Raw genomic sequence first — 24,454 nt, 5'->3', positions numbered from 1 at the left:
CTCACTCGCCTGCGCGGGGACGCAGCTCGTAGCGGGGGTTGAACATGGTGCGACGGCCCGCGATCTCGCAGACCAGACCCTCGACGCGCACGCGCCGACCGGGCTCGACGCCCGCAATGCGGCGACGACCGAGCCAGACCAGGTCGAGCGAGCCCGACCCGTCGTAGAGCTCGGCCTCGACCGTGGGGACGCCCTCCCGCGGGCGCAGGATGACCGAGCGCATCACGCCCGAGACGGTCGCGCGCTTGCGGTTCGCGAGGTCGGAGACGGCCGAGCAGCCGACCTGGCTGGCCGAGTCGTGACGCTCCTCGTCCGCGGCGATCTCCTCCTGGGAGGCCAGCACGGAATGCAGTGCCTGGCGCAGCGTCATGGTCAGCGCCTCTCGGTGATCTCCGGCCCGCGCGTGAGCGGGTCGAAGGCGGGGAGCGAGGGAGCCGCCCCCTCCGGTGCGGCCGCGGGCCGCGGTGCCTGGCCCGGCAGGTGCATCGCGAGGAGGTCTCGCGGCGGACGGGCGTTCTGGTCACGGACGACGACGATGTTCGCGAAGACCGACTCGAGCAGCCGGGCCGCCTCCGGGTCCGCCGCGGCCTTGCCCGTTAGGACCCCCCGCAGGAACCAGCGCGGGCCGTCGACCCCGACGAACCGGGCCGCGCGGAAGCCCTGCTGACCGTCCGGGCCCGTGGCCGGGAGCTTCGCGAGCAGCTCGCGACCGAACGTGCCGGGGATGTCGTCGACCGTCCCGCCCTGCTGGCGCACGGACTCCGCGATCTCCTCACGGATCTCGTCCCAGATGCCCATGGTCTTGGGAGCCGCGAACGCCTGGATCTGCAGCGCGGAGCCGTTGACCGCCACGGCGGCCCCCGTGATCTTCTGCGTCTTCTTGTCGACCTCCATGCGCAGCTCCATGCCGGGGACGCCCGGCAGCCAGATGGCGCCGAGGTCCGCGCGGGCACCGAGCTCGCTCACCTGCGAGGAGTCGAACGGCCCGCGAGCACCCACCGGGGGCGCGACCGAGACCTGGGGTTCCTGGGTACCGACCGCCTCTGCTGCGCTCTCCTCGGTCCCGGAGACCTCGGCGGCGACCGCCTCGTCGCTCGACTTCTGCGACGCACTACGCCGGAACAAACCCACGGACGTTCTCCTTCAGCTCTTCGCCGCGTCGACCATCGAGCACGACTGGTTCGGGACGGCAGAACCGGCCCCTGCTCCTACCACCCTAGACCGCTGCGTCACACCTGTGACCGTCCTCGGCCACAGGCGAACACCCTGCTGCGCAGGGCTCACTGCGCGGCGACCCACCCGCCGCTGGAACCGAACCCGCCCTCGCCGCGGTGCGAACCGGGCAACCGCTCGGCCTGCAGGAAGCGCGCGTGCTCGACCTTCTGGATCACGAGCTGCGCGATGCGGTCGCCCCGGTGGAGCACGACCGGGACCTGAGGGTCCGTGTTGTGCAGGATCACCTTGATCTCACCGCGGTAGCCCGCGTCGACGGTGCCGGGCGCGTTGACGATCGTCAGGCCGTGCCGGGCCGCGAGGCCCGAGCGGGGGTGGACGAACGCGGCGTACCCGTCGGGCAGCGCGATCGCGAGCCCGGTCGGGACGGTCGCCCGGCCCTGCGGTGCGATCTCCACGTCCACCGTCGTCACGAGGTCCGCACCGGCGTCACCCGGGTGGGCGTAGGCGGGGACCGGGGTCACGTCGTCGAGGAGCTGGACCAGCACCTCGACGTCGCCCGGTCGGGCGGGCACGGGAGCGAGGGCGGTCGGGGCCGCCTGTTCGTCGATGGGCACCCGCAGAGCCTAGTCCGCGCCGGGCGGACCCGCGAACACCCGCGAAACCCGCCACCGGCGGCGCCCGGGCGCGCGGGGCCGGGACGGGTCCGGTGCGGGCTCCGGATGGGCGACGACCACGGCCCGAGTTCCTGGGATGATAGGCGCATGCCTCAGCCTGCCCCTGCCTACAGCGAACGCCTGCTCCCCGGCCCCGGCGGGTGGTCCGCTGCCGCCGCCTTCGCCGTCATCCTCGGGGTGGCGCTGTGGCCCGTCGACGACGTGCTGTCGATCAGCACGGCGGTCGTGGCCCTCGTGGTCCTCCTCGCGCTCGCATGGTGGACCTCCCCCGTGGTCTCGGTCGGTCCCGGTCCGGAAGGGGTCAGCGTGCTGCGGGCCGGGCGGGCCACGATCCCGACGTCGCTCCTGGGCACGGTCACGGTGCTCGACCGCGCGGCCATGACGCGAGAGCTCGGCCCGTCGCTCGACGCCCGGGCCTACGTCTGCCTGCGCGCCTGGGCCCGGACCGGTGTGCGCGTCGAGCTCGTCGACCCGGCCGACCCGACCCCGTACTGGCTCGTCTCCACCCGGCACGCGACCGACCTCGCCGCGGCCCTCGCCGCGAGCACCCCGGCACCCGGGCCGGGCAGCGCGGGCAGCGCCGGCACCGTGTCCGACGCCGGGCCGACCCACCTCTGACCGACCCCGGACGCGCGGACGGCCGCCACCCCTCGAGGGGTGGCGGCCGTCCGTCGTTGGGGCTCAGGCCGTCAGGCCGCGCACTCCGAGCAGATCTGCTGCCCGTTCTTCTCGTACGCGAGCTGGCTGCGGTGGTGCACGAGGAAGCAGCTCGAACAGGTGAACTCGTCAGCCTGTCGAGGCAGCACGCGGACCGAGAGCTCTTCACCGGAGAGGTCCGCGCCCGGGAGCTCGAACCCTTCGGCCGCTTCGGTCTCGTCTTCGTCCACAACGCCCGAGCTCTTGTCGGAGCGACGAGCCTGCAGCTCTTGGATCGAGTCCTCGCTGAGATCCTCTTCGCTCTTGCGGGGGGCGTCGTAGTCAGTTGCCATCTGTGGGGTCACACTCCGGAACGTCGTGGTCGAACATGGGGGTCGTTCGGTCCGGCGAAGGCCGTCGAACAGGCACTCCGTAGGACGTGTTGCTGGACGTCCTGACTGGTGTACGCGGTGTAATGCTCTGCTGCCGGGAATTGTTCCCGGTGGCGAACGGATTCTGCACCATTTACCGGGCGAGCGCACCCTCAACGCGGGTGTTCCTCGTCACCCCTCACCAGGCCCGACGGTTTCCCTCACCGGGTGCCGTCGGAATCGGCACCGGACGCCTCCAGGATCGCGACCAGGTCCGACACCGCCCCCGGTGCACCGGCGACCGTCATCTCGACCCCCGCGGCGCGCCCGCGCAGCCCCGTCACCCGCGCGCCCGCCTCGTGCGCGACGAGCGCTCCCGCAGCGAGGTCCCAGGGGTTGAGGCCACGCTCGTAGTAGAGGTCCAGGCTGCCGGTCGCGACGAGGCACAGGTCGATCGCGGCCGAGCCGAGGCGGCGGATGTCCCGCACCTGCGGCAGCACGTCCACGAGCACCTGCGCCTGGTGGCGCCGCCGGTCGGCGTCGTACCCGAAGCCCGTCCCCACGAGGGACGTCGCGAGCGGACCCGCAGGGTTGACGGCCACGGGCTCGCCGTCGAGGGTCGCGCCGGCGCCGAGCCCGGCCGTCCAGGTGCGGCCGTCGACGATCGAGTGCACCGCGCCCGCGAGCACGGTCCACTCGGCCGGGTCGGGCGGGCCGGCCACGACGGCGACCGAGATCGCGTACGAGGCGACCGAGTAGAGGTAGTTCACGGTGCCGTCGATCGGGTCGATGACCCAGGTCAGCCCGGACGTGCCGGCCGACGCCCCCTCCTCCTCACCGAGGATCGCGTCGTCGGGACGCTCGCTCGCGATGATGCGCCGCAGCAGGGCCTCCGACTCGGCGTCCATGGCGGTGACGACGTCGACCGCGCTCGACTTGGTCGCCGCCACCTCGACGTGCTCGGGACGGCCGTCGCGCACGAGCGTCCCGGCCTCGCGGGCCAGTCGCTCGGCGAGGGCTCGCAGCCCCGCGATCGTGACGTCGTCGGGCAGGCGGGGGTCATCGATGAAGAAGGTCACGCCTCACATCCTGCCCGACCCCGCGCCGCCCCGACGACCCGACCACGGCCCCGGGACGGTCCAGCCGAGCCGCAGCGAGACCAGCCGGAAGCCGAAGACGAGCGCGATCGTCGCGAGCTGGGTCCATCCCGTGAGCCAGCCCTCGCGCCACAGGACCGCCGTGATGAACGCGCCCACGATCGCGGGTACCGCGTAGAGCTGGCGGTCCTGGAGGATGAGCGGGGCCTCGCTCGTGAGCAGGTCGCGCAGGATCCCGCCCCCGATCCCCGTCAGGGTGCCGACGATCACCGCGGCCATGAGGCCCACCCCGTAGTCGAGCCCCTTGGTCGTCCCGACGATCACGAACAGCGCGAGCGCGCCCGCATCGAGCACGACGATGCCGCGCCGCATCTTCTCGAGGCGCGGGTGGAAGAAGTAGATGACGACGCCCGCGGCCAGCGCCGCCACGACGAGCCGCCAGCTCGAGATCCCCACGGGAGGTGTCGCGCCGATCAGCACGTCGCGCAGGATCCCGCCCCCCAGGCCCGTCGCCCAGGCGAGCACGAGGACCCCGAAGATGTCGAACGACTTGCGCATCGCGGACAGGCCGCCGGACAGTGCGGCGCAGAACACGGCACCCAGCTCGAGGACGTCGTCCATCGGGAACTCGATCACGGGGAGAATCATCCCAGCAGACCCCGGAACGCGGCACACCGAGCCGCCTGCGCCGAGACGGCGATCCGGGATGGCACTCTCGGGAGTGCAGGCCCACCGGCGACGAGCCGGTCTGCACGGCGTTGGAGGATGCATGAACGAGCTCGAGCTGGTGAGGTTGCACGAGGACGGGGAGACCCTCGTCCTCGCCGGAGCGGACGGTGCACGGTTCACGCTGCCCATCGACGACGCCCTGCGCGCTGCGGTGCGCCGCGACCGTACCCAGCTCGAACAGCTGCGGGCCCAGGCCCCCGGGGTCCTGCCCGTGCGGGAGATCCAGTCGCAGCTGCGCGCGGGCCACAGCGCCCGGGAGGTCGCCGAGAAGGCGGGCATCGCGATCGAGCAGGTGCGCCGCTTCGAGGGACCCGTGCTCGCCGAGCAGGAGTTCGTCGTCGAGCAGGTGCGCAAGAACCGCCTCGGGCACGACGACGGCTCCCTCACGCTGGGTGAGCTCGTCACCGAGCGGCTGACCGCGCGCGGCGTCGAGCCCGAGGACGTCGAGTGGTCCGCCGCACGCCCCCACGGCGCCGCGTGGACCGTCACGGCACTGTTCCTCATCGGGGACCGCGCTCGCAGCGCCCGCTGGTCCTACGACCCCTCGACGCGCGAGCTGCACGCGCTCGAGGACGAGGCCCGCTGGCTGTCCGGGGCCCAGCCCGAGGCGGAGCCGGTCCGTGGCGTCCGGGGGGCGATCTTCGACCATGCGGCGCGCGGAGGGGGGCAGGCACCGTCGTCGCCGTCACCGTCGCCGTCGCCCGAGCGGGAGCCGGACACCGGCGGGCCCGGCGAGCCCACGCCGGTCGTCGAACCCTTGCCGCTGCACGACGAGACGACCTCGATCCTCGACGACCTCAGCCAGCGGCGCGGGGTGCGCCAGCACCGCGACGACGACCCGGTCTTCGAGGGCTTCGGCCCGCCGCAGACGTTCGACCTGGGCGATCGCTCGTCCCGGCGCGACGACACGCGCTCCGAGGACGAGTCCGCGGGCGCCAAGGTGTTCACGCTGGGTCAGGGCGCCCGCCAGGGCGGCACACACCACCGGCCCGACGACGGCGCTCACCCCTCTCGGGCAGCCCGCCGGGACGCGGGCCGGGACAGCGGTCGCGACCCGTCCGAGGAGCCCCCCGACCAGGCCTCACGCGATGCGCACCCGGCGGGGTCGGGACACACCCAGGACGACCGCTCCCCGGCTTCCTCGTCCACCGACGCCGGCTCCGGCTCCGGCTCCGGCTCCGGCTCCGGCTCCGGCTCCGGCTCCGACGACCGGGTACCCGCTCGTGCCGCACGCGCCCGACGCGAGGACGCAGGAGAGCACACCGAGGCCGTGACGGCCCCCGCCGAGCCTCGCCGCAGCGGCCGCAAGCCACGGGCGAGCGTCCCGAGCTGGGACGAGATCGTCTTCGGGGCCAAGCCCGAGCACTGAGCCTGGACGGTACGGGCCGCGTGGACGACCGGCCGCGTCCTCAGCGCGCGGTCGGGCCGTCGGTCAGGTGCAGAGCCAGACCGTCCCCGCTCGTCGAGCGCAGCCGCGCCGAGGAGGAGGTCATGCGTCGCATGTGATGACGTCGGCACAGGACCTCGTACGCGACCTCGCTCTCGCTGTCCCCCGTGTCGCCCACGACGACCTGCGCGCCCTCGACGACCATCCACCCGTCGACCGTGCGCGCGTTGTGGGTCGCGCGTGCTCCGCACCAGCACAGCGCCTGCACCTGGAGCACCTCGACCCGGTCCGCGAGCTCGATGAGCCGCGCCGACCCCGGGAACAGGTACGACCGGAAGTCCGCCGTGATGCCGAACGCGAAGACGTCGATCTCGACCTCGTCCACCAGGCGCGCGAGCTGCTCGACCTGGGTCGTGGAGTAGAACTGTGCCTCGTCGCAGATCAGGTAGTCCACGGTCTCGCCGTGCCGGCGCGCGTCGACCACGAACGACCAGAAGTCGGTGTCGTCCCGGACCTCGTGCGCGGCGACCTCGAGACCGAGGCGCGAGGAGAGCCGGTCCGTCCCTGCGCGGTCGTTGCGGGAGAACGTGAGCCCGGTCCGACCTCGCGCCGAGTGGTTGTGGTCGAGCTGCAGGGCGAGGGTGGACTTGCCGCAGTCCATCGTGCCGGAGAAGAAGACCAGCTCTGCCACGGTCGTGTGCCTTTCGTGAGCGGGGAACTGTCCCCTGAGGGAGCCCGGGCGCGCACCGCGACCGGGCCGGAGCGGATCCTGGTCAGACGGTCGTGACGAGCAGCGGCACCTGCATCTCGGTGCGGGTCAAGGACCCGTGCACGCCCACGAGCTGGAGCGACGCCGCGGTCTGGGTGCGGGAGTCCACGACGGTGGCACGCCCACGCATCGCGACGACGACGTCGCCGATCGCGGGCAGCACGTGCTCGGCGACGGGACCGAACCAGCCCGCTGCCACCGCGTCCTCGCGCAGCGCCACGATCGCCTGGTCCCCCAGGACCGACGACCAGCGCGCCGCGACCGCAGGGGCCTGGTCCGGGCGGGCGTAGACGTGCACCGCGCGGGGTTCGCCGCCCACGAGCTCGACGCCGCGTCCCAGCTCCGGGGTCTTCGCGACGTCCCAGCGCTTGGAGCGGTCGACGTCGACCATCCCGTGATCTGCTGTCACGACGAGCAGGGTGCCGTGCGGCAACGAGCGGGCGAGGCGCCCGAGCTCACGATCGAGGTCCGACAGCGCGTCCCCCCACTGGCGCGAGCGCCAGCCGTGGTGGTGACCGGCCTTGTCGACGTCGCCCCAGTACAGGTAGACCAGGCCGGGGGCCGTGAGCTCGAACGCCACCGTGTCGACGCGGTCCGCGATGGACTCGGCCGCGAGGTAGCGGGCGCCCCGCAGCGCGGCCACGGTCATGCCCGAGCCCGCGAACCGTGCGGGGCCGACCGAGGACACCTCGATGCCCGCGTCGGCCAGGCGTTCGAGCACGGGCTGCTCCTGCTGGAGGGTGCGGGGATCGCCGGCGCCCTCCCACGAGACCATGTTCGCGAGCCGGCCGGAGACCACGTCACGCTGGGTGTAGCCCAGCATGCCGGTGCGGCCGGGCGAGGTCCCCGTACCGAACGTGCCGATCGCCGCGGCCGTCGTGCTGGGGAAGCTCGACGTCAGGACGCGCGAGGATGCCAGCAGCGACCGCAGGAACGGCGCGTGACCGGCACGCTCCGAGAGGTTCGCGTGGCCCAGGCCGTCGACCAGCACGACGCACACCCGGTCGGCCGCGGGCAGTCCGAGGTCCGCGCGCGCCTGGAACGAGCCCGTGCCGGTCGCGGTCGTGAGGTCCACGCCCAGGGCGCCCGCCGCGCCGGGCAGGACCGAGCTCAGGGCGAGCCCGTCGTAGCGTGGGGCGAGCAGCCCGTCCGGGAGGACCTCCGGCAGGACCGTCACCGGCTCACCCGGCCCACGCCGTGGGCCGTCGCTGCCGACAGTGCCTTGGCGAAGGCGAGGGCGTTGCGCACCGCGTCACGCCCTTCCGCCTCGGCGCTCACCCGCACCACGATGTCGTCGGGCGTGATCTGTCCCGTCAGGCCGTGGTCCGCCTCGCAACCGGGGTCCGGGCACTGCGCCGGCTCGAGGTCCACCCGCGACACGGCCCCCCAGCCGATCGCGAGGGTCACCTCGATGGGCGGCGTGCCGCTGCGGTGCTTCTCCGGGTCCACGACCACGTGCGACAGCGAGACCGAGCGCAGCTCGGAGATCGGCACCGACTCCGTGGTGGCCGCGGCCGACGCGGACGGGTTCTCGCTGTCCGCGGGGTGGTCGTCGACGTGCGCGGTGATCAGGCGGGTCGGGGTGAGGACCAGGACCGTCAGGTGGCGGCGGACCTCGACGTCGAACGTCGTCTCGACGTAGACCAGGTGGGACACGAGGTCCTCACCGGCGATCGCGACGTCGAGCACGTCCTGCACGAGCTCCGGGTAGTAGCCCGCGCGGCGCAGCTGGGAGGTCAGGTCGGTCCGGGAGGGGGATTCAGCAGATGGCACGCGGGCATTCTCCCACCGCACGGCGCGCCGGGGCCACCCCGCCCCGCATGCCTGTGCAGCGCACGGCGCCTGTGGACGGCCCCGCGTCCGCGGATCGCTCAGCCCGGGAGCGCGCGTCGCAGGGCGTCGGCGCGCTGCGCGCCCGCCACCTGGACCCGAGCGCTGAGCACCGCCGCGCCGTGCTCGGCGACCACGACGGGGTAGAGCTCGACGCTGCGCAGCTCGGGGAGCTCGTCGGCCATGAGCGACATGCGCGCGAGCAGGTCCTCGAGCGCCGCGGTGTCCGCCACGGGCGCCCCCATGTACCCGAACAGGCGGGGAGCGGCGCGGATCGAACGCACCATCGTGGCGACGTCGACGTCGGTGAGCGGGGGCACGCCGTAGCTCACGTCGCCCAGGAGGTCGACCGCGTCGCCCGCGAGGCCGAACGAGACGACCGGACCGAAGAGCTGGTCCTCGGTCGAGCGCACGACGCACGCCACGCCCGCGTCGGCCATGCGCTGCACCTCGAAGGGCGCGGGCCCCGACCTGTCGGCGTCGCGGTCGCCGGTCTCCCCCGGCGCGGTCCGCCCGGGGTTCCCCACGGGCAGCACGGCCGCGAGCGAGGCCCGCATCTGCTCGACGTCGTCGCGCAGCTCGTCCTCGTCGCCGATGTCGAGGCGCACTCCCCCGAGGTCCGCGCGGTGGCGGAGCGACTCGGCGGTGCTCTTGAGCGCGACGGGCCAGCCGATCTCGTGCGCCGCGGCCACGGCCTCGTCGGCCGTGCGGACGCGGCGCGAGGGCCACAGGTCGATGCCGTAGGCCGCGAGGAGCGCCGACGCGGTGTCGGCGTCGAGGTCGACCACGGAGTCCCCCGCGAGGGCGCCCTCGACGATCGCCCGGGCCCCGTCCGAGTCGACTCCGGCGGGACGGTCCACCATGCCGTGGTCGGCCTCGCGCCAGCGGGCGTAGCCCACGACCGCGCCGACGGCCGCGACCGCGTCCTCGGGGGTCGAGTAGGCGGGCACGTGCAGGCGCGGCCCGTCGGGGTCGGCCGGGTTCGGGGCACTGAGCTCGGCCGCGAGGCCGTGCAGCCCCAGGACGCTCGCGACCGTGGTGCGCCCGCTCGCCGCGGCGGCCCGGGCGACGGCCCGCGAGACGGTGCCGACGCGAGGACGGACGGTGGGGACGTGCACAGCCACCACGACGTCGCACGCGTCCGGGGCGTAGAGCGCGGCGACCGCGCTCTCGATCTGCTCGTCGTCGGCGTCCTCGGGCAGGAAGCTCGACCGGTCGGAGACCACGAGCCCCGCCGACACCACGGCCTCGGCCACGAGAGCGGTCAGCGCGGCCGAGGACGCGAGGATCCCGATCCGCCGCCCCGACGGCAGCGGCTGGTTCGCGAGGAGCTGGGCGATGTCGACGAGGTGGTGCGTGTTCTCCGCGTGGATCACCCCGGACTGGCGCAGCATCTCGTCGAGGGTGCGGCGCGGCGCGCGCGTCGAGCGGACCGCGTGCCCCGGGGGCACGACCTGCCCCGAACGCCCCGCGGTCACGACCACGACGGGCTTGACCGACGCGAGACGGCGCGCGATGCGCGAGAACTTGCGCGGGTTCCCGATCGACTCGAGGTACAGGCACACGACCTCGGTCTCCGGGTCGTCCTGCCAGAACTGCATGAGGTCGTTGCCCGAGACGTCCGCGCGGTGGCCGGCCGAGACGAACGACGAGATGCCGATCCCGCGCCGCAGGGCCGTGGCCAGGAGCGTGACGGCCGTCGGCGCGGACTGGCAGAAGATCCCGATGCTGCCCGCGAGCGGCTCGACCTCCGCGAGGCTCGCGTTGAGCCGGTGCCCGGCGTGCGTCGTCAGGAGCCCGTACGTCGCGGGGCCGACCACCCGCATGCCCGCGGTGTGCGCGGTGCGCAGGAGGTCGCGCTGGAGCGCGAGCCCGTCGGGTCCGGTCTCGGCGAACCCTGCCGAGAGCACGACGACGGCGCGCACCCCGAGGCGTTCGAGCTCTGCCGTCGCGGCGATCGCCTCGCGCGGGGGCAGCGCCAGGAGCGCGAGGTCGACCGGACCGGGGACGTCGGCGATGCCGGCTCGGAATCGGACCGACGGCAGGGCGGGCGCGCCGTCGAGCTCCTCGACGAGCTCCTCGACCAGCTCCGCGGCCGCCGCGGCGTCGTGCAGGTGCCCGCGCTCGTGCCCGCCGTGCCCCTCGCCGGCGCGGAAGTCGCGGTGGGCACGATCGTCCTGTCCGAGGGCCTCGTCGCGATCCGAGGTCGCGGGGTGCTCGTCAGCCGTCGGGACGGGCGCGGGCGAACCCGGCGGGGCCGTGCCGACCACCTCGAACGTCGCGTCACCCGGGTCCCGCAGCGCCGTGGTGAGCACGCGCTCGGCCAGGAGCCGCTCCGCGGTGCCGGGCGCCGCCGTCGGGCCCGGACCCACGAGCAGGACCCTGCGAGCGGTCAGCAGGCCGTGCATGGACCGCGCCTCGGCGCGATGCTCACGGTCCGCCATGACCTCGCGCGACCGGTCCGTCGGGTCGAGGTCGACGCTCACCGCCACGATCCCGTCGTCGACGTGCTGGCTCACGACGTAGCCCGCCTCCTGGAACACCGCGAGCATCTTGCCGTTCTGCGGCAGCACCTCGGCACTGAACCTGCGCACCCCTCGCTCGCGGGCCGCCGCGGCCAGGTGCTCCAGCAGGACCGACCCGAGACCGCGCCCCTGCTCGGCGTCGGCGATGTTGAACGCGACCTCGGCCTCGTGCGGAGCGACCTTGTCGAAGCGCGCGACCCCCAGGATGTCCTCGCGCCGGTCCTCACCCACGCGCTTGACCGCGACCAGGGCCACGCGCTCGGAGTGGTCGACGACCGTGAAGCGCTCGAGATCCCGGTCCGAGAGCCGTTCGATGTTCGCGAAGAAGCGCAGGTACGTCGACCGCTCGCTCTGACCCATGTGGAAGCGCTGGAGCGCCGGGGCGTCGGAGGGGCGGATGGGACGCACGTGGGTCGTGGTGCCGTCGCGCAGCACGACGTCGGCCTCCCACTCGACCGGGTACTGGTCCGGCTGCGGCGCCGGGTCAGGGTCGGCCGGGACGTCGTGTCCGTTCACCCGCCCTAGGCTACTGGTCGGAGCGACGCTGGTCAGCGGCGCGCCCGGCGCGCGGGAGAATGAGGGCCCGGATGTCGGTGGGCCGCGCTACCGTTCGCCGACGAGCACTCGTGCCCGGCCGTCCGGCCCGCCGACCGCACCGAAGCACCCGACCCATCGACCCGCAGGAGCCCGACGACCCATGGCGCGCAGACCGTCCGCCTCGAAAGCCCCGCTCGACCCGAGCGAGGTCCACGAGAAGATCATCGACATCGACGTCACGGCGGAGATGGAGGGGTCCTTCCTCGAGTACGCCTACTCGGTCATCTACGCCCGTGCCCTGCCGGACGCTCGCGACGGGCTCAAGCCCGTCCAGCGACGCATCCTGTTCCAGATGTCCGACATGGGGCTGCGGCCCGAGCGCGGGCACGTGAAGTCGGCGCGCGTCGTCGGCGAGGTCATGGGCAAGCTCCACCCGCACGGCGACACCGCGATCTACGACGCCCTGGTGCGACTGGCCCAGCCGTTCTCGTTGCGCCTGCCTCTCGTCGACGGCCACGGGAACTTCGGCTCGCTCGACGACGGGCCCGCCGCGCCCCGGTACACCGAGGCGCGCCTCGCGAGCGCCGCGATGGCCATGACGACCGGGCTGGACGAGGACGTCGTCGACTTCATCCCGAACTACGACAACAAGCTCACCCAGCCCGAGGTCCTGCCCTCCGCGATCCCGAACCTGCTGGTCAACGGAGCCGCCGGCATCGCCGTCGGCATGGCGACCAACATGGCCCCGCACAACCTCGTCGAGGTCGTCGCAGCAGCCCAGCACCTCATCAAGCACCCGACCGCGGACCTCGAGGCGCTCATGCGCTTCGTCCCCGGGCCGGACCTGCCGGGTGGCGGCAAGATCGTGGGCCTCGACGGCATCCGCGACGCCTACCGCACGGGCCGCGGCTCGTTCCGCACCCGGGCCACCGCACGCATCGAGAACATCACGGCCAAGCGCAAGGGCATCGTCTTCACCGAGCTCCCCTACCTCGTGGGACCGGAGAAGGTCATCGAGAAGATCGCCGAGGGCGTGAAGTCGAAGAAGCTCGTCGGCATCACCAACGCGACCGACCTCACGGACCGCGCGCACGGGCTGCGCCTCGTCGTCGAGATCAAGACGGGCTTCAACCCCGAGGCCGTGCTCGAACAGCTCTACAAGGTCACCCCGCTCGAGGACTCGTTCGGCATCAACAACGTCGCGCTCGTCGACGGCCAGCCCCGCACGCTCGGTCTGCGCGAGCTGCTGCAGGTGTGGGTCGAGCACCGCATCGACGTCGTGCGCCGCCGGAGCTCCTACCGCCTCGCCAAGCGCAAGGAACGCCTGCACCTGGTCGAGGGCCTGCTGCTCGCGATCGTCGACATCGACGAGGTCATCCAGGTCATCCGGTCGAGCGACGACGCCGAGACCGCGCGCACCCGTCTGCGCGAGGTCTTCGACCTGTCCGAGCCGCAGGCCGAGTACATCCTCGAGCTGCGCCTGCGCCGCCTGACGAAGTTCTCCCGGCTCGAGCTCGAGAAGGAGCAGGAGGCCCTGCGCCTGGAGATCGCCCAGCTCGAGGAGATCCTGGGCGACGACGTCAAGCTCCGCGCGGTCGTCTCGGCCGAGATGAAGGAGGTCGCGAAGGTCTACGGGACCCCGCGACGCACCATCCTGCTCGAGTCGGCGGGCGCCTCCCCCACGTCCGCGCAGGGCGTGATCGGCACCGTCTCGGCCGTCCCGCTCGAGGTCGAGGACACCCCGTGCTGGGCGCTGATGTCCGCGACCGGCCTCCTGGCCCGCACGGGCGACGCGACCGAGCCCGGTACGGGCGGGCGCCGCCACTCGCACGACGCCCTGAGCGGCGCCGTGCGGGCCAGCGTGCGCAGCGACGTCGGGCTCGTGACGAGCGCGGGCCGCGTCGTGCGGCTCTCGGTGCTCGACCTGCCGGCCCTCCCCCCGACCGACGGCGCCCCGAGCCTGTCCGGCGGCGTGCCCCTGAGCGAGATCGTGAGCCTCGAGCCCGGTGAGAAGCCGCTGACCATCGTCTCGCTCGACCCCGACGCCCCCACGCTCGCGCTCGGCACGGCGGGCGGCGTCGTCAAGCGCGTCCTCGCGGGCGACATGCCGACCAACCGGGACGCGTGGGAGGTCATCTCGCTCAAGGACGGCGACAGCGTGGTCGGCGCGGCCCCCGTCACGGACGCGGACGAGCTCGTGTTCGTGAGCTCCGACGCAAGCCTCCTGCACTTCGACGCATCGGCCGTGCGTCCGCAGGGCCGCAGCGCGGCGGGCATGGCGGGCATCAAGCTCGCCCCCGGCCAGCAGGTCACGTTCTTCGGTGTCGTCGAGGCCACGAGCCGCGACCTCATGACGGTCGTCACGGTCTCCGGGTCGTCCGATGCCCTGCCGGGGACCCAGCCCGGGTCCGGCAAGGTCACGCCCTACGAGCTGTACCCGGGCAAGGGCCGTGCGACGGGCGGCGTGCGCGCCCAGCGGTTCCTCAAGGGCGAGGACACGCTCATCCTCGCGTGGGTCGGCCGCGGGCCGGGCCGGGCCGTCGGCTCGGCGGGGCAGCCCGTCGACCTGCCCCCCGTCGACCAGCGCCGTGACGGCTCGGGCGCTCCGCTCGACGTGCCGATCGCGGCGATCGGCGTCGGCTGAGCCCGCCCACCGTCTCCGGGCGAACGACCGTGGGGTCGACCGGTTCCTCCGGTTGGCCCCACGGAAAGAAACCCCAAAAGGTCGATCCAAGCACGCACACTAACAGCTGACCCGAGCGACCAACTCTTAGCATTGCAGCAATCTCCATCGGCCCACTCCAGGCTTCGATCCCAGCCGTCATAACCGCCTAAAGCTCTCGTTTCAAAACCACAAACGCGAACGACATGTTCATTCATGCTCTCCAAGTCGAACAAGGCTCGCAACAGGGGGCACCTGCGCCCATACATAAGAGAGTGGGACAACTCGCAACCTATCAAAGGCAATAGCTGGCGAAAGAAGAGTGTGATCAGACGCCTGCAGAACGAGCATGCCCGGATCCACCGGCACTCCATAGACAAGCGGATGCCCCTTTCTTACGCCCGCGCGAAACGCCTCCTTCAGATCAGAACTCAAGTGAACAAACCGTCTTCCCATCACTGATATTCCTTGCCTGTCGTGGATGACATGATTCGCCTGAATCCAGGGAGAGGCGTGATAAAGATACGACTCCGGTCGAGCCGTCAAAAAGTCAAGTTCAACCGGAACCGAATGGCCGTACTTGGCACGGATGCTCCCCGCGGCAAACTCGAAACGGGATTCGGATCTGTGTGTCACGACTGCGGCAATCTCGTCGAGTGTCACGCCCTCGCCAAGAACGTCCTGAACTTGATCGATACTCGACCAGCCTCCCCCATCCCTCTCGAGTTTCTCATTGTGCCGCAAGTGATACGCAATCGACTTGCTCAACCTCACACGACCCGCTCCGACTGTGCGCTTTGTGGAAATAGTCGCTCGGGATTGGCCCCGACTCCGAGTCCAACTCGAAAGGACATCTCGCGCGATTACTGCAACTTCGTCTAGCGGTGCAGTCTGGGCAAATATCTCAAGACGTCCCGCCGGGGACTCCACACTACTTCCCACACCTTCGGGGGCAGTCAACGCCCAGACCAACCTAGCCAGTATCCCCGCCTGGAACCCCCTCCAAGCACTCGCCTCTTCCTCTCTCGTAAATCCGCGAACCGCGCAATATGCCTCAAATATCGCAACGCGGGCTGCCCAATTGCCTGGATCAATAGCTGAATGATCGTCGGTGATCTGAGCCAATTCGTAGCCAACCGGCCGAGCCCCCTTCGACTCAAGGTCGATCGCGACAATCTTCCCGTCGTCACTTTGGAGCCAGTTGTCCAGGTGCGCGTCGCGCTTCTTAAGAACCTCGCAATCCTCCACCAAACTCCACCATCGATCGAAGTACTCTCCGCCCCTTTGAGGGTCAACAATTCTAAACCATCGGCCAACATCGCGCGTCTTTAGGTTGCGACGAACACTCGTAGCCTCCGAGATCCCCTCGCAATTGTTGATATGCGCAAGAAACTCTGAAGCCTGCGTAAGCAGTTCAATTTGGCCACCTAGATCGCGCAAATGGACGATCTGCGAGAGCGGTCTTCCCTGAACGTAGTGGCGGGCGACGACTGCTTCATCTTCATCTTCCCTGGCGTAAGTGGCGAGCGTTCTCGATACCCCAAACGAACTTAGAAGGCCACGCTCCGCCAGATGCGACTCAATCGAGCCCGACCGGCATCTTTCATGCACCGCAAGTTCCACCGGCTCGCTTTTGAAGACAAAGGTCTCACTACTAAGCCCATAGTAGTCGGCGACCGAGTAGACCCCGCTCCGTCCGCCCAGGTCTTGCACCGATAGGTCAGGACTCGCAAGCGCTCGTCCACCCGCCTCCTCATAGAGCCCTTCGATCTCACCCAGAGCAACCCTCCGTAGCGCCATGGCGGACAGGCGGGGAGTGCCGACATCTATTGGGAGCGGAAACCTTCCATTATTCTCCAGGTCACGTGCGAGGATCAACAGCGGGGAAGGATCCCTGGCATCAGAATTTGCCAGTTCCGCAAGTGAACGTACTGCGCGCTCCCGCAAATTGCGATCGTTTGTCAAACCAGCCAGGTCAAGCTGATCCCGGCCACAAAGGAGCCGGGAACGCCTATCCGAGAGATTTGCCCCGTCCGATCGCAACGACACGACCTCCCTCAGCACGTCCACGCGCGACATGCCCAGTCGCTCTCCGGTCAAAATCAAGTAGTCGGCCGCAATACCCACGACGAGGGGGTCCCGAGCTTTAGCAAGCCCCTTCAATGGCCCTTCGATATGATTTGCAGCATTTACCAAGCTCTCCGCTCGAAAACCTCCTCCGACTCGAAGTCCGAAGGGAATACGAGCATGCTTTACCCCCAAAGCCAAGTCCCCGACCTCGAGTATCCAGTCGGCAATACCAATGAGCAGTACGGCGCGAACGCGATCCTCCGCATTCTGTGGCTCCGTACTTCTAACCCGAGTCCGTGCTTCACTTATAGCGATTCGGTCCAGTTGCAGCCGCCACGGTGCTGTGCCTGACCGGAGCAGCAATTCCGCTAGACCATGCTGTAGCCTGACACTTTGGACAGCTAGCAGTGCGACTTCAGCAGCCTCAATGGCTTGCTCTAAAAGAAGCTTGTTGGGCTCCAAGTCGTAGATCCCGCAATGCACTTCGGTTAGATACTCATGCGCGGCAACATCGTCGTTGCCCTGAACGATTGACTCACGCAAGGCAGTCTTCGCCTCATTGAGATCCCGAAGGGAGATCTCGTCGAAGCGAGACATCAGAGCGGTGGATACACCGAGCCTTCCAGTAAACTCTTTTCGATAGTCTTCCCGAAGTTCGGCTTGATTACCAACCGCGTCGCGCAAGTATGCTCGGGCAATCCTCAAAAGCGCGACAAAGTGCACCGGTCGCCGCCAGTTGACGCCCTGTGCATGGCTATAGAGAGCTAATCCAACTCGTTGACGGATGGTTAGCAGCGTTTTCGAGTATGTTAGTGGCCAAGGAAGCGCATCGACCACCTTCGCTACGCCAATTGAGAACCAGAACTCAACGAGGATCAAATCAACTAGGGATGATTCACGGGATTCCCTGAGCACCTGGCCCCAATAGTCGACCAGGTCGCTAGCGCGAACGTGGTCAGCTAATAGAAACTCCTCCGCAATGACCTCATTCTCTACTCCGCTCTTGACGGTTACCGGCACGACGCCGAGTTCGTTCCAAAACTTGGCCAGTCTGGCTGATTCTGAAACTCGAGGGCGAATCACGCCATCGTTGTGATCTTGAACATCCCTGGGGGATTTGATCTTCACGTGCCCTCATTTCTGTTTCTTTGCTGTGTGCTCGCAGCCATGCCTACCGTGTTGATGTTCGGCGGTCTGCTATCAGATTTCATTCGGTCGCATGTGTTCGACGACGCTTATCGCGCTCGGCGACTCGTCCCTTCAGCGGTCCAACCTGACGTCCCTGTAGGTGCGCAACGCCGGGACCACGCTAGCGCCTCTGCCCAAACCCGCAGCGTGGTCGGAGCATGTGCGCTATTCAAGTCACGGGACAGATGTTTGCTCGATCTGGCTTGCGTCCCGGCGCAGGATCCCGACGACGAGCAGCGCCTGCCCGGCGAGGTAGGTGAGCATGACCCAGAACCCGGACGAGAACGGCCCAGGGACCTCGAAGCCCGGCACGAAGGCCCCGAGCGCGATGAGCGCGTCCGAGACGAGGAAGATCGCGCCGCCGACGCCCGCGACCCGGTTCACCCCGGTCGACAGCACCGCCATGACCGTCAGGCACACGCCGTAGACCATGACCGGGACGAGCAGAGCGCCCGCGTGCGGGGCGCACACCGCGACCAGGGCGCCGAGCGCGATCCCGTAGGGCACGAGCAGGAGCGGACGGCGCAGCAGGCTCGCCCCGCCCCGTGGCCAGAACGCGGCCGCGTACGCGAGCTGGGCGAGCAGGAAGAACCCGACCATGGTCAGGAACGAGGCGTCGCCGCTCGACAGGTCCGGCGCACTGTCGCCGAGCCACGAGAAGCCCAGTGCGACGAGCGTCCACCGCACGAGGCGCGACCGTCGGCCGCCGGCCGTCGCCGCCCACACGACGAGCGCGAGCAGCGGCATGACGAACCACTGCGTGACCTCGGCGAGCCGCTCGGCCCCGGCCAGGTGCGCGGCGAGGTGCACCACGGAGAGCAGGAGGAACGCCCCGGCCGCGAGCGCCGCAGGTCGACGACGGAGCAGGGGCGAGGCGGGCGCGGGCGAGACGCGCGAGGTGGAGGCAACCACGGTGTTCCCTTCGAGGCGAGCAGCACCCGCATCGCGGGTGCCCAGCGGCGTGGCATCGTTGCCACGCTGCGCTGGGAACACGGTAGAGCCTCAGAGCTCGATCGAGTACATCCGCGAGCCGTCGGTCTTCTCGTAGCCGAGGCTCGCGTAGAGCCCGTGGGCCCCCGACGGGTTCTCGGTGTCGACGTCGAGCTCCGCGAAGTCGACACCGCCCTCCTTGTAGGCGGCCATGCCGGCACTGAGCAGGGCGACCGCGATCTTGCGCCCGCGGTAGGCGCGGCGCACGCCCAGGGTCTCGGTGTACCCGCTCGAGTAGCCCTGGACGGGCCAGTCGTGCTCGTAGCGCCCCGACAGCAGGTACCCGGCCACGACCGGACCCTCGCCCGTGCTCCCGGCGGGAGCGACGTCGTCGGGCAGGCGCGGGGCGGGCGAGTCGTCCACGACGAGGACGCTCCACCCGGGGGCGAACATGCTCCGTCCGTGCACCCAGGACTCGGGCGTCGCGGGCTCGCTGCCCCAGTGGTCACGGAACGCGTCGTTGTGCGCGAGGCGCGTGGCCTCGTCGAGCTCGGGCGACCACGGCACGAGGCGCAGCCCCTCGCCCAGCGCGACCTCGGGCACCGGCAGCGACAGGTCGCGCCGCAGGTTCGAGTAGAAGCGGTTCGCGGTGAAGCCTGCGGCCTCGAACAGACGTCGCTCGAGCTCGTCGTCGTCCTGGGCGTAGCCCGCGATGCGCGCGGGCAGCTCCTTGCCCGAGGCCGCGAGGAGCTGACGAGCGCGGGCCGTCGACCAGGCGATGACCTGACGGCCGACGCCCCGACCACGCCACTGCGGGTGCACCGCGCCCTGGACGAACGCGCGCACGACCGTCGTGTCCCCGGGGCGGGTCTCGACGGACGCGTACGCGCGGGCCTCACCGTCGGCGTCGAGCCCGACGAGGGTGTCGCGGGGCAGGTCGCGCCAGTCGCCCTCGAAGATCTCCTCGGTCTCCTCGAGCGCGGTGCGGTACGGGTGCTGGTCGTGCTCCTCGACGGCCGCGATCAGGCCGAAGAGCGCGGCAGTGTCCTCGACGGTCAGCGGCCGCCACGTCAGGCCGTCGACCTGCGGGACGGGCACGACGTCGGGTGCGGCGACGCGCTCCGCGATCGGGGCGAGGGTCGGGCGGGTGGAGGGTGCTGAGCTCATGGGCACCACGCTAGGGTCGCGCGCCGGACGCGGCACCCTGTTTTTCCGGACGCCCCGACGGCACGTGCTCGGCCGGCGTTACAGTTCCGTCCATGTCCCACGACGCCGCCGACGCCCGATCCGCCGCCTTCGCCGAGGCCCTGCGCACCCGCGTCGTCGTGGCCGACGGCGCGATGGGCACCATGATCCAGGAGCAGGACCCGAGCCTGGACGACTACCAGCAGCTCGAGGGCTGCAACGAGATCCTCAACGTCTCGCGCCCCGACATCATCGCGGCCGTGCACGACGCGTACCTCGCGGTCGGAGTCGACTGCGTCGAGACCAACACGTTCGGCGCCAACTGGTCGAACCTGTCGGACTACGACATCGAGGACCGCATCCGCGAGCTCGCCGCCGCGGGCGCACGCATCGCCCGCGAGCGCGCCGACGCGTGGTCGACGCCCGAGCAGCCCCGCTGGGTCCTGGGCTCCATGGGACCCGGGACCAAGCTCCCCAGCCTGGGGCACACGACGTACGCGAACCTGCGCGACACGTTCGCCGAGCAGGCCGCGGGACTGCTCGACGGCGGCGTCGACGCGATCCTCGTCGAGACCAGCCAGGACCTGCTCCAGGCCAAGGCCGCGATCAACGGCTCGCGCGCCGCGATGCGCGACGTCGGGCGCTCCGTGCCGGTCATCGTGCAGGTCACGGTCGAGACCACGGGCACCATGCTCATGGGCTCGGAGATCGGCGCCGCCCTGACGACGCTCCAGTCGCTCGGCGTCGACGCGATCGGCCTCAACTGCGCCACGGGGCCCGCCGAGATGAGCGAGCACCTGCGCCACCTGTCCAAGCACGCCGAGATCCCCGTGACGTGCATGCCCAACGCGGGCCTGCCCGTGCTGGGCAAGAACGGCGCCTCCTACCCGCTCACGCCGAGCGAGCTCGCCGCGGCGCACGCCCAGTTCGTCACCGAGTTCGGCCTGGGCCTCGTGGGCGGGTGCTGCGGCACGACGCCCGAGCACCTGCGCCAGGTCGTCGACGCCGTGCGCGCCCAGCCCGTGACCCCGCGCAGCCCCGCGCGCGAGATCGGTGTCGCGAGCCTGTACTCGCACGTCGACTTCGACCAGGACGCCTCGTTCCTCGCGATCGGCGAACGGACCAACGCCAACGGGTCCAAGGCGTTCCGCGAGGCCATGCTCGCCGAGAACTGGGACGAGTGCGTCGCGATCGCGCGCGCCCAGACGCGTGACGGCGCGCACCTGCTGGACGTGTGCATCGACTACGTGGGGCGCGACGGCGTCGCGGACGCCCGCGCGGTCGTCTCCCGGCTCGCGAGCGCCTCGACGCTGCCCCTCGTGATCGACTCGACCGAGCCGCCCGTGATCCAGGCGGGTCTCGAGCTCATCGGCGGGCGCGCGGTCGTGAACTCGGTGAACTTCGAGGACGGCGACGGCCCCACCTCGCGGTACGCGCGGATCATGCCGCTCGTCAAGGAACACGGTGCCGCGGTCATCGCGCTGACGATCGACGAGGACGGCCAGGCCCGCACGGCCGAGACCAAGGTCGCGATCGCCTCCCGTCTCATCGACGACCTCGTGGGCACCTGGGGCATGCACATCGAGGACATCGTCGTCGACACCCTGACCTTCCCCATCGCGACCGGTCAGGAGGAGACGCGCCGCGACGCGATCGAGACCATCGAAGCCATCCGCGCGCTCAAGGCCGCCTACCCCGGCGTGCACACCACGCTCGGCGTCTCCAACGTGTCGTTCGGCCTCAACCCGGCCGCGCGCGTCGTCCTCAACTCGGTGTTCCTGCACGAGGCCGTCGCGGCCGGGCTCGACTCCGCGATCGTGCACGCGGCCAAGATCCTGCCGCTCGCGAAGATCCCCGACGAGCAGCGCCAGGCCGCGCTCGACCTCGTGTGGGACCGCCGCGAGTTCGACGCCGAGGGGAACATGACGGTCGACCCCCTGGCCCGCCTGCTCGACCTGTTCGCGGGCGTCGACTCGGCGTCGCTCAAGGACGCCCGCGCGGCCGAGATGGCCGCCCTGCCGCTGGGCGAGCGCCTCGAGCGACGCATCGTCGACGGCGAGCTCAAGGGGCTCGACACCGACCTCCAGGCCGCGCTCGACGAGGGCTGGAAGGCCCTCGACATCGTCAACGACCACCTGCTCGAAGGCATGAAGGTCGTGGGCGAGCTGTTCGGCAAGGGCGAGATGCAGCTCCCGTTCGTGCTGCAGTCGGCCGAGGCCATGAAGACCGCCGTGGCCTACCTCGAACCGCACATGGAGAAGTCCGAGGACGCGAGCGGCCGGTCCAAGGGCACCATCGTGATCGGCACCGTGCGCGGCGACGTGCACGACATCGGCAAGAACCTCGTCGACATCATCCTGACCAACAACGGCTACACCGTGGTCAACATCGGCATCAAGCAGCCCATCGCCGCGATGATCGAGGCCGCCGAGGCCCACGACGCCGACGTGATCGGCATGAGCGGGTTGCTCGTGAAGTCGACCGTCGTCATGAAGGAGAACCTCGAGGAGCTCAACGCCCGCGGGTACGCGCAACGCTGGCCCGTCCTGCTGGGCGGTGCGGCCCTGACCCGCACGTACGTCGAGGACGACCTCGCCGACGTCTACCAGGGCGAGGTCCGCTACGCGCGCGACGCGTTCGAGGGCCTGCGACTCATGGAGCCGCTCGTCCGCGTGGCGCGGGGAGAGGCGCGCGACGCCGTCGGGCTGCCTCCCCTCAAGAAGCGCCGGCACGCGACCGTGACCGTGACGCAGACCCCCGAGGAGGACCTGCCCGCCCGCTCCGACGTCGCCGCGGACAACCCCGTGCCCACCCCGCCCTTCTGGGGCACGCGCATCGTCAAGGGCATCCAGCTCGCCGACTACGCGGCGTTCCTCGACGAGCGCGCGACGTTCATGGGGCAGTGGGGGCTCAAGCCGGGGCGCTCGTCCGGTACGGAAGGCGCGGCCGGAGCGTCCTACGACGAGCTCGTCGAGACCGAGGGACGCCCGCGCCTCAACGCGTGGCTCGAGCAGGTCCGCACCGACGGGATCGTCGACCCGTCCGTGATCTACGGGTACTTCCCGGTGTGGTCCGAGGGCAACGACGTGGTCGTCGGGCACCACGACGGGCCCGACGGCGGCTCGGGCGGCCCGGTGGGGACCGAGCGGTTGCGCTTCACGTTCCCCCGGCAACGTCGCGACCGACACCTGTGCCTCGCGGACTTCGTCAAGCCGCGCTCGTGGGTCGAGGAGACCGGACGCTACGACGTCCTGCCCGTCCAGCTCGTCACCATGGGCGACACCGTCGACGTGCACACGGCCAAGCTCTTCGCCGCGAACAAGTACCGCGAGTACATGGAGCTGCACGGCCTGTCCGTGCAGCTCACCGAGGCGCTCGCCGAGATGTGGCACTCCCGCGTGCGCTCCGAGCTCGGGTTCGCGGGCGAGGACCCTTCCGACGTCCAGGGGATGTTCGACCTCAAGTACCGCGGGGCGAGGTTCTCGCTCGGCTACCCCGCGTGCCCCGACATGGAGGACCGTCGCAAGGTCGTCGAGCTGCTGAAGCCCGAGCGGGCCGGTGTGGTGCTCTCGGACGAGCTGCAGCTGCACCCCGAGCAGTCGACGGACGCTTTCGTGTTCCACCACGCGGAGGCGAAGTACTTCTCGGTGTAGTCCCGCTCGCCGCGTAGGGACCACCCTCGACCTTCGCGCGTCGCTCGCCCCAGGCCGTCCTGCCACGGGTCGTAGACGATCCCGACCTCGCTACGGGGGCGTGCACCCTCCGCCGATCTCGACGGCGCTGGTGGTGGTGAGCGCGATGCCGGTCACGTCCGCGGTGGTCACGTTCGCGACCGCAGGGGTCGGCAGGAGCCACGCCGTCCTGGTGAATGACAGCGCGCAGTCGTCGCCGTTGGCACCGATCCAGGACCATACCCCGTAGTCGATCGGTCCTGGGTCGGGGACGGCGTCGACCCTGACGGTGTAGGTGCCGGGCGCCTGGCCGGTGAACTGGAAGCCTCCCGCGGCATCGGTGATCGTCGTCGCGACGACAGATCCGGCGTCGTCGAGCAGGCTGATACCCGCCCCGGCCATCGGGCCCTCGTCGGGAGCGATCGTCGGGAGGGACCACGCGGTGCCGGCAGGGATTCCCGGCGGCGGGTTCGTCGGTGCTCCCGAGGTGTAGTCGCCCGGGGGATCCGCGATCACCCCCTGCTGGCCCAGCCGGACCACCGTCCCCGAGATCGCGAACGTCGGAACAGGCGTCGGAGTCGGAGCCGGAGTCGGAACTGGAGTGGGGGCGGGGGGCGGGGCCGGGTTGACCACCGCGGCCGGGGCGGAATTCGTCGTCGGCGGGCAGTCATCGTCCGTCGCGGCCCGCGCGGACGGGCCGCCTGCGACCGTGAGCCCGACGGCGAGGACCGCGACCAGCGCGATCACCCCCATCGCGTCCCCGCGGGCCAGGTCGCGGCGACGGCGCACCATCACCAACCACACCCCCGCAGCCACCAGGACCAGGGCCACTCCTGCGATCCACGCGGCGGACGCCCCCGTCGCAGCTAGGCAATCACGCATGCTGGCTCCTCGCTCGGTCCCACCCGACGGCACACACCATCCGGGCTAACGCACGAAATCCGCACAACTCACACACGTTCCGACCAAGAATGGCCCCCATCAAGCAGCACCGCACCTCGGGCGGGTGCAACCCGC

At 70.7% G+C, this 24,454-nt stretch carries 18 protein-coding genes; 4 read left to right on the top strand and 14 right to left on the bottom strand.

Features of this window, described 5'->3' with window-relative positions; genetic code table 11:
* Position 1: 1 nt before the first annotated feature.
* The 3 genes from JOD49_RS00475 to dut all read right to left on the bottom strand — a co-directional run bounded on the left by JOD49_RS00475 (position 2) and on the right by dut (position 1,784).
* Positions 2-370, bottom strand: coding sequence for an OB-fold nucleic acid binding domain-containing protein (locus JOD49_RS00475; RefSeq protein WP_138824289.1), 369 nt, complete (start codon positions 368-370; stop codon positions 2-4).
* Positions 371-372: 2 nt separating this feature from the next.
* A complete protein-coding gene (locus JOD49_RS00470) occupies positions 373-1,131 on the bottom strand; it encodes a DUF3710 domain-containing protein (RefSeq protein WP_205305502.1) in 759 nt (252 codons plus the stop codon).
* A gap of 149 nt (positions 1,132-1,280) precedes the next feature.
* Positions 1,281-1,784, bottom strand: a complete 504-nt coding sequence (gene dut / locus JOD49_RS00465; protein ID WP_307822665.1) for a dUTP diphosphatase — start codon at positions 1,782-1,784, stop codon at positions 1,281-1,283.
* A gap of 153 nt (positions 1,785-1,937) precedes the next feature.
* Between dut and JOD49_RS00460 the strand changes: the two genes are divergently transcribed.
* On the top strand, positions 1,938-2,468 hold the full coding sequence (locus JOD49_RS00460; RefSeq protein WP_205305501.1) for a DUF3093 domain-containing protein: 531 nt from the start codon (positions 1,938-1,940) through the stop codon (positions 2,466-2,468).
* 71 nt (positions 2,469-2,539) lie between these two features.
* On the opposite strand, the gene JOD49_RS00455 is transcribed toward JOD49_RS00460, so the two are convergent.
* From JOD49_RS00455 to JOD49_RS00445, 3 genes are all read right to left on the bottom strand, one after another.
* On the bottom strand, positions 2,540-2,839 hold the full coding sequence (locus tag JOD49_RS00455) for a DUF4193 domain-containing protein (protein ID WP_030152516.1): 300 nt from the start codon (positions 2,837-2,839) through the stop codon (positions 2,540-2,542).
* A 239-nt stretch (positions 2,840-3,078) separates the two neighbouring features.
* Complete coding sequence (locus JOD49_RS00450; RefSeq protein ID WP_307822284.1) at positions 3,079-3,936, bottom strand: inositol monophosphatase family protein; 858 nt, start codon at positions 3,934-3,936, stop codon at positions 3,079-3,081.
* Positions 3,937-3,939: 3 nt separating this feature from the next.
* On the bottom strand, positions 3,940-4,590 hold the full coding sequence (locus tag JOD49_RS00445; RefSeq protein ID WP_307822283.1) for a trimeric intracellular cation channel family protein: 651 nt from the start codon (positions 4,588-4,590) through the stop codon (positions 3,940-3,942).
* 133 nt (positions 4,591-4,723) lie between these two features.
* On the opposite strand from JOD49_RS00445, the gene sepH reads away from it, so the two are divergent.
* Positions 4,724-6,052 (top strand): septation protein SepH, encoded by a 1,329-nt coding sequence (gene sepH, locus JOD49_RS00440; protein ID WP_205305499.1) that lies wholly within the window; start codon positions 4,724-4,726, stop codon positions 6,050-6,052.
* Between the two features lie 40 nt (positions 6,053-6,092).
* Here sepH and JOD49_RS00435 read toward each other — a convergent pair whose 3' ends face one another.
* The 4 genes from JOD49_RS00435 to JOD49_RS00420 form a co-directional block, all read right to left on the bottom strand.
* The gene (locus tag JOD49_RS00435; protein ID WP_205305497.1) at positions 6,093-6,761 is read right to left on the bottom strand and encodes a thymidine kinase; all 669 of its coding nucleotides are present in this window, start codon (positions 6,759-6,761) and stop codon (positions 6,093-6,095) included.
* Positions 6,762-6,843: 82 nt separating this feature from the next.
* Entirely contained in the window at positions 6,844-8,016 is a 1,173-nt protein-coding gene (locus JOD49_RS00430) for an alkaline phosphatase family protein (protein ID WP_205305496.1), read from the bottom strand.
* Positions 8,013-8,612, bottom strand: coding sequence for a DUF5998 family protein (locus JOD49_RS00425; protein ID WP_205305495.1), 600 nt, complete (start codon positions 8,610-8,612; stop codon positions 8,013-8,015). The genes JOD49_RS00430 and JOD49_RS00425 overlap by 4 nt, the downstream gene beginning before the upstream one ends.
* A 98-nt stretch (positions 8,613-8,710) precedes the next feature.
* Positions 8,711-11,710, bottom strand: a complete 3,000-nt coding sequence (locus tag JOD49_RS00420; RefSeq protein WP_307822282.1) for a GNAT family N-acetyltransferase — start codon at positions 11,708-11,710, stop codon at positions 8,711-8,713.
* A 181-nt stretch (positions 11,711-11,891) separates the two neighbouring features.
* On the opposite strand from JOD49_RS00420, the gene JOD49_RS00415 reads away from it, so the two are divergent.
* The gene (locus tag JOD49_RS00415) at positions 11,892-14,375 is read left to right on the top strand and encodes a DNA gyrase/topoisomerase IV subunit A (protein WP_205305494.1); all 2,484 of its coding nucleotides are present in this window, start codon (positions 11,892-11,894) and stop codon (positions 14,373-14,375) included.
* Positions 14,376-14,603: 228 nt separating this feature from the next.
* Here the strand turns inward: JOD49_RS00415 and JOD49_RS20640 are convergent, their stop codons facing one another.
* From JOD49_RS20640 to JOD49_RS00400, 3 genes are all read right to left on the bottom strand, one after another.
* Positions 14,604-17,591: an RNA 2'-phosphotransferase gene (locus tag JOD49_RS20640; RefSeq protein WP_205305493.1), complete on the bottom strand. Its 2,988-nt coding sequence runs from the start codon at positions 17,589-17,591 to the stop codon at positions 14,604-14,606.
* Between the two features lie 234 nt (positions 17,592-17,825).
* Positions 17,826-18,563 carry a lysoplasmalogenase family protein gene (locus JOD49_RS00405; protein WP_307822281.1) on the bottom strand — a complete coding sequence of 246 codons (738 nt, stop codon included), beginning with the start codon at positions 18,561-18,563 and terminating at the stop codon, positions 17,826-17,828.
* Between the two features lie 90 nt (positions 18,564-18,653).
* Positions 18,654-19,748 carry a GNAT family N-acetyltransferase gene (locus JOD49_RS00400; protein ID WP_205305492.1) on the bottom strand — a complete coding sequence of 365 codons (1,095 nt, stop codon included), beginning with the start codon at positions 19,746-19,748 and terminating at the stop codon, positions 18,654-18,656.
* Positions 19,749-19,840: 92 nt separating this feature from the next.
* Between JOD49_RS00400 and metH the strand changes: the two genes are divergently transcribed.
* Positions 19,841-23,419, top strand: a complete 3,579-nt coding sequence (gene metH / locus JOD49_RS00395) for a methionine synthase (RefSeq protein ID WP_205305491.1) — start codon at positions 19,841-19,843, stop codon at positions 23,417-23,419.
* Positions 23,420-23,509: 90 nt separating this feature from the next.
* Here the strand turns inward: metH and JOD49_RS00390 are convergent, their stop codons facing one another.
* Positions 23,510-24,319: a carboxypeptidase regulatory-like domain-containing protein gene (locus JOD49_RS00390; protein ID WP_205305490.1), complete on the bottom strand. Its 810-nt coding sequence runs from the start codon at positions 24,317-24,319 to the stop codon at positions 23,510-23,512.
* Positions 24,320-24,454: the final 135 nt, after the last annotated feature.

Source organism: Oerskovia jenensis (genome assembly GCF_016907235.1).
In the GTDB taxonomy this organism is placed as follows: Bacteria; Actinomycetota; Actinomycetes; order Actinomycetales; family Cellulomonadaceae; genus Oerskovia; species Oerskovia jenensis.
The sequence above is the reverse complement of the archived record's forward strand: the minus strand, read 5'-3'. Positions and strand labels throughout refer to the sequence as shown.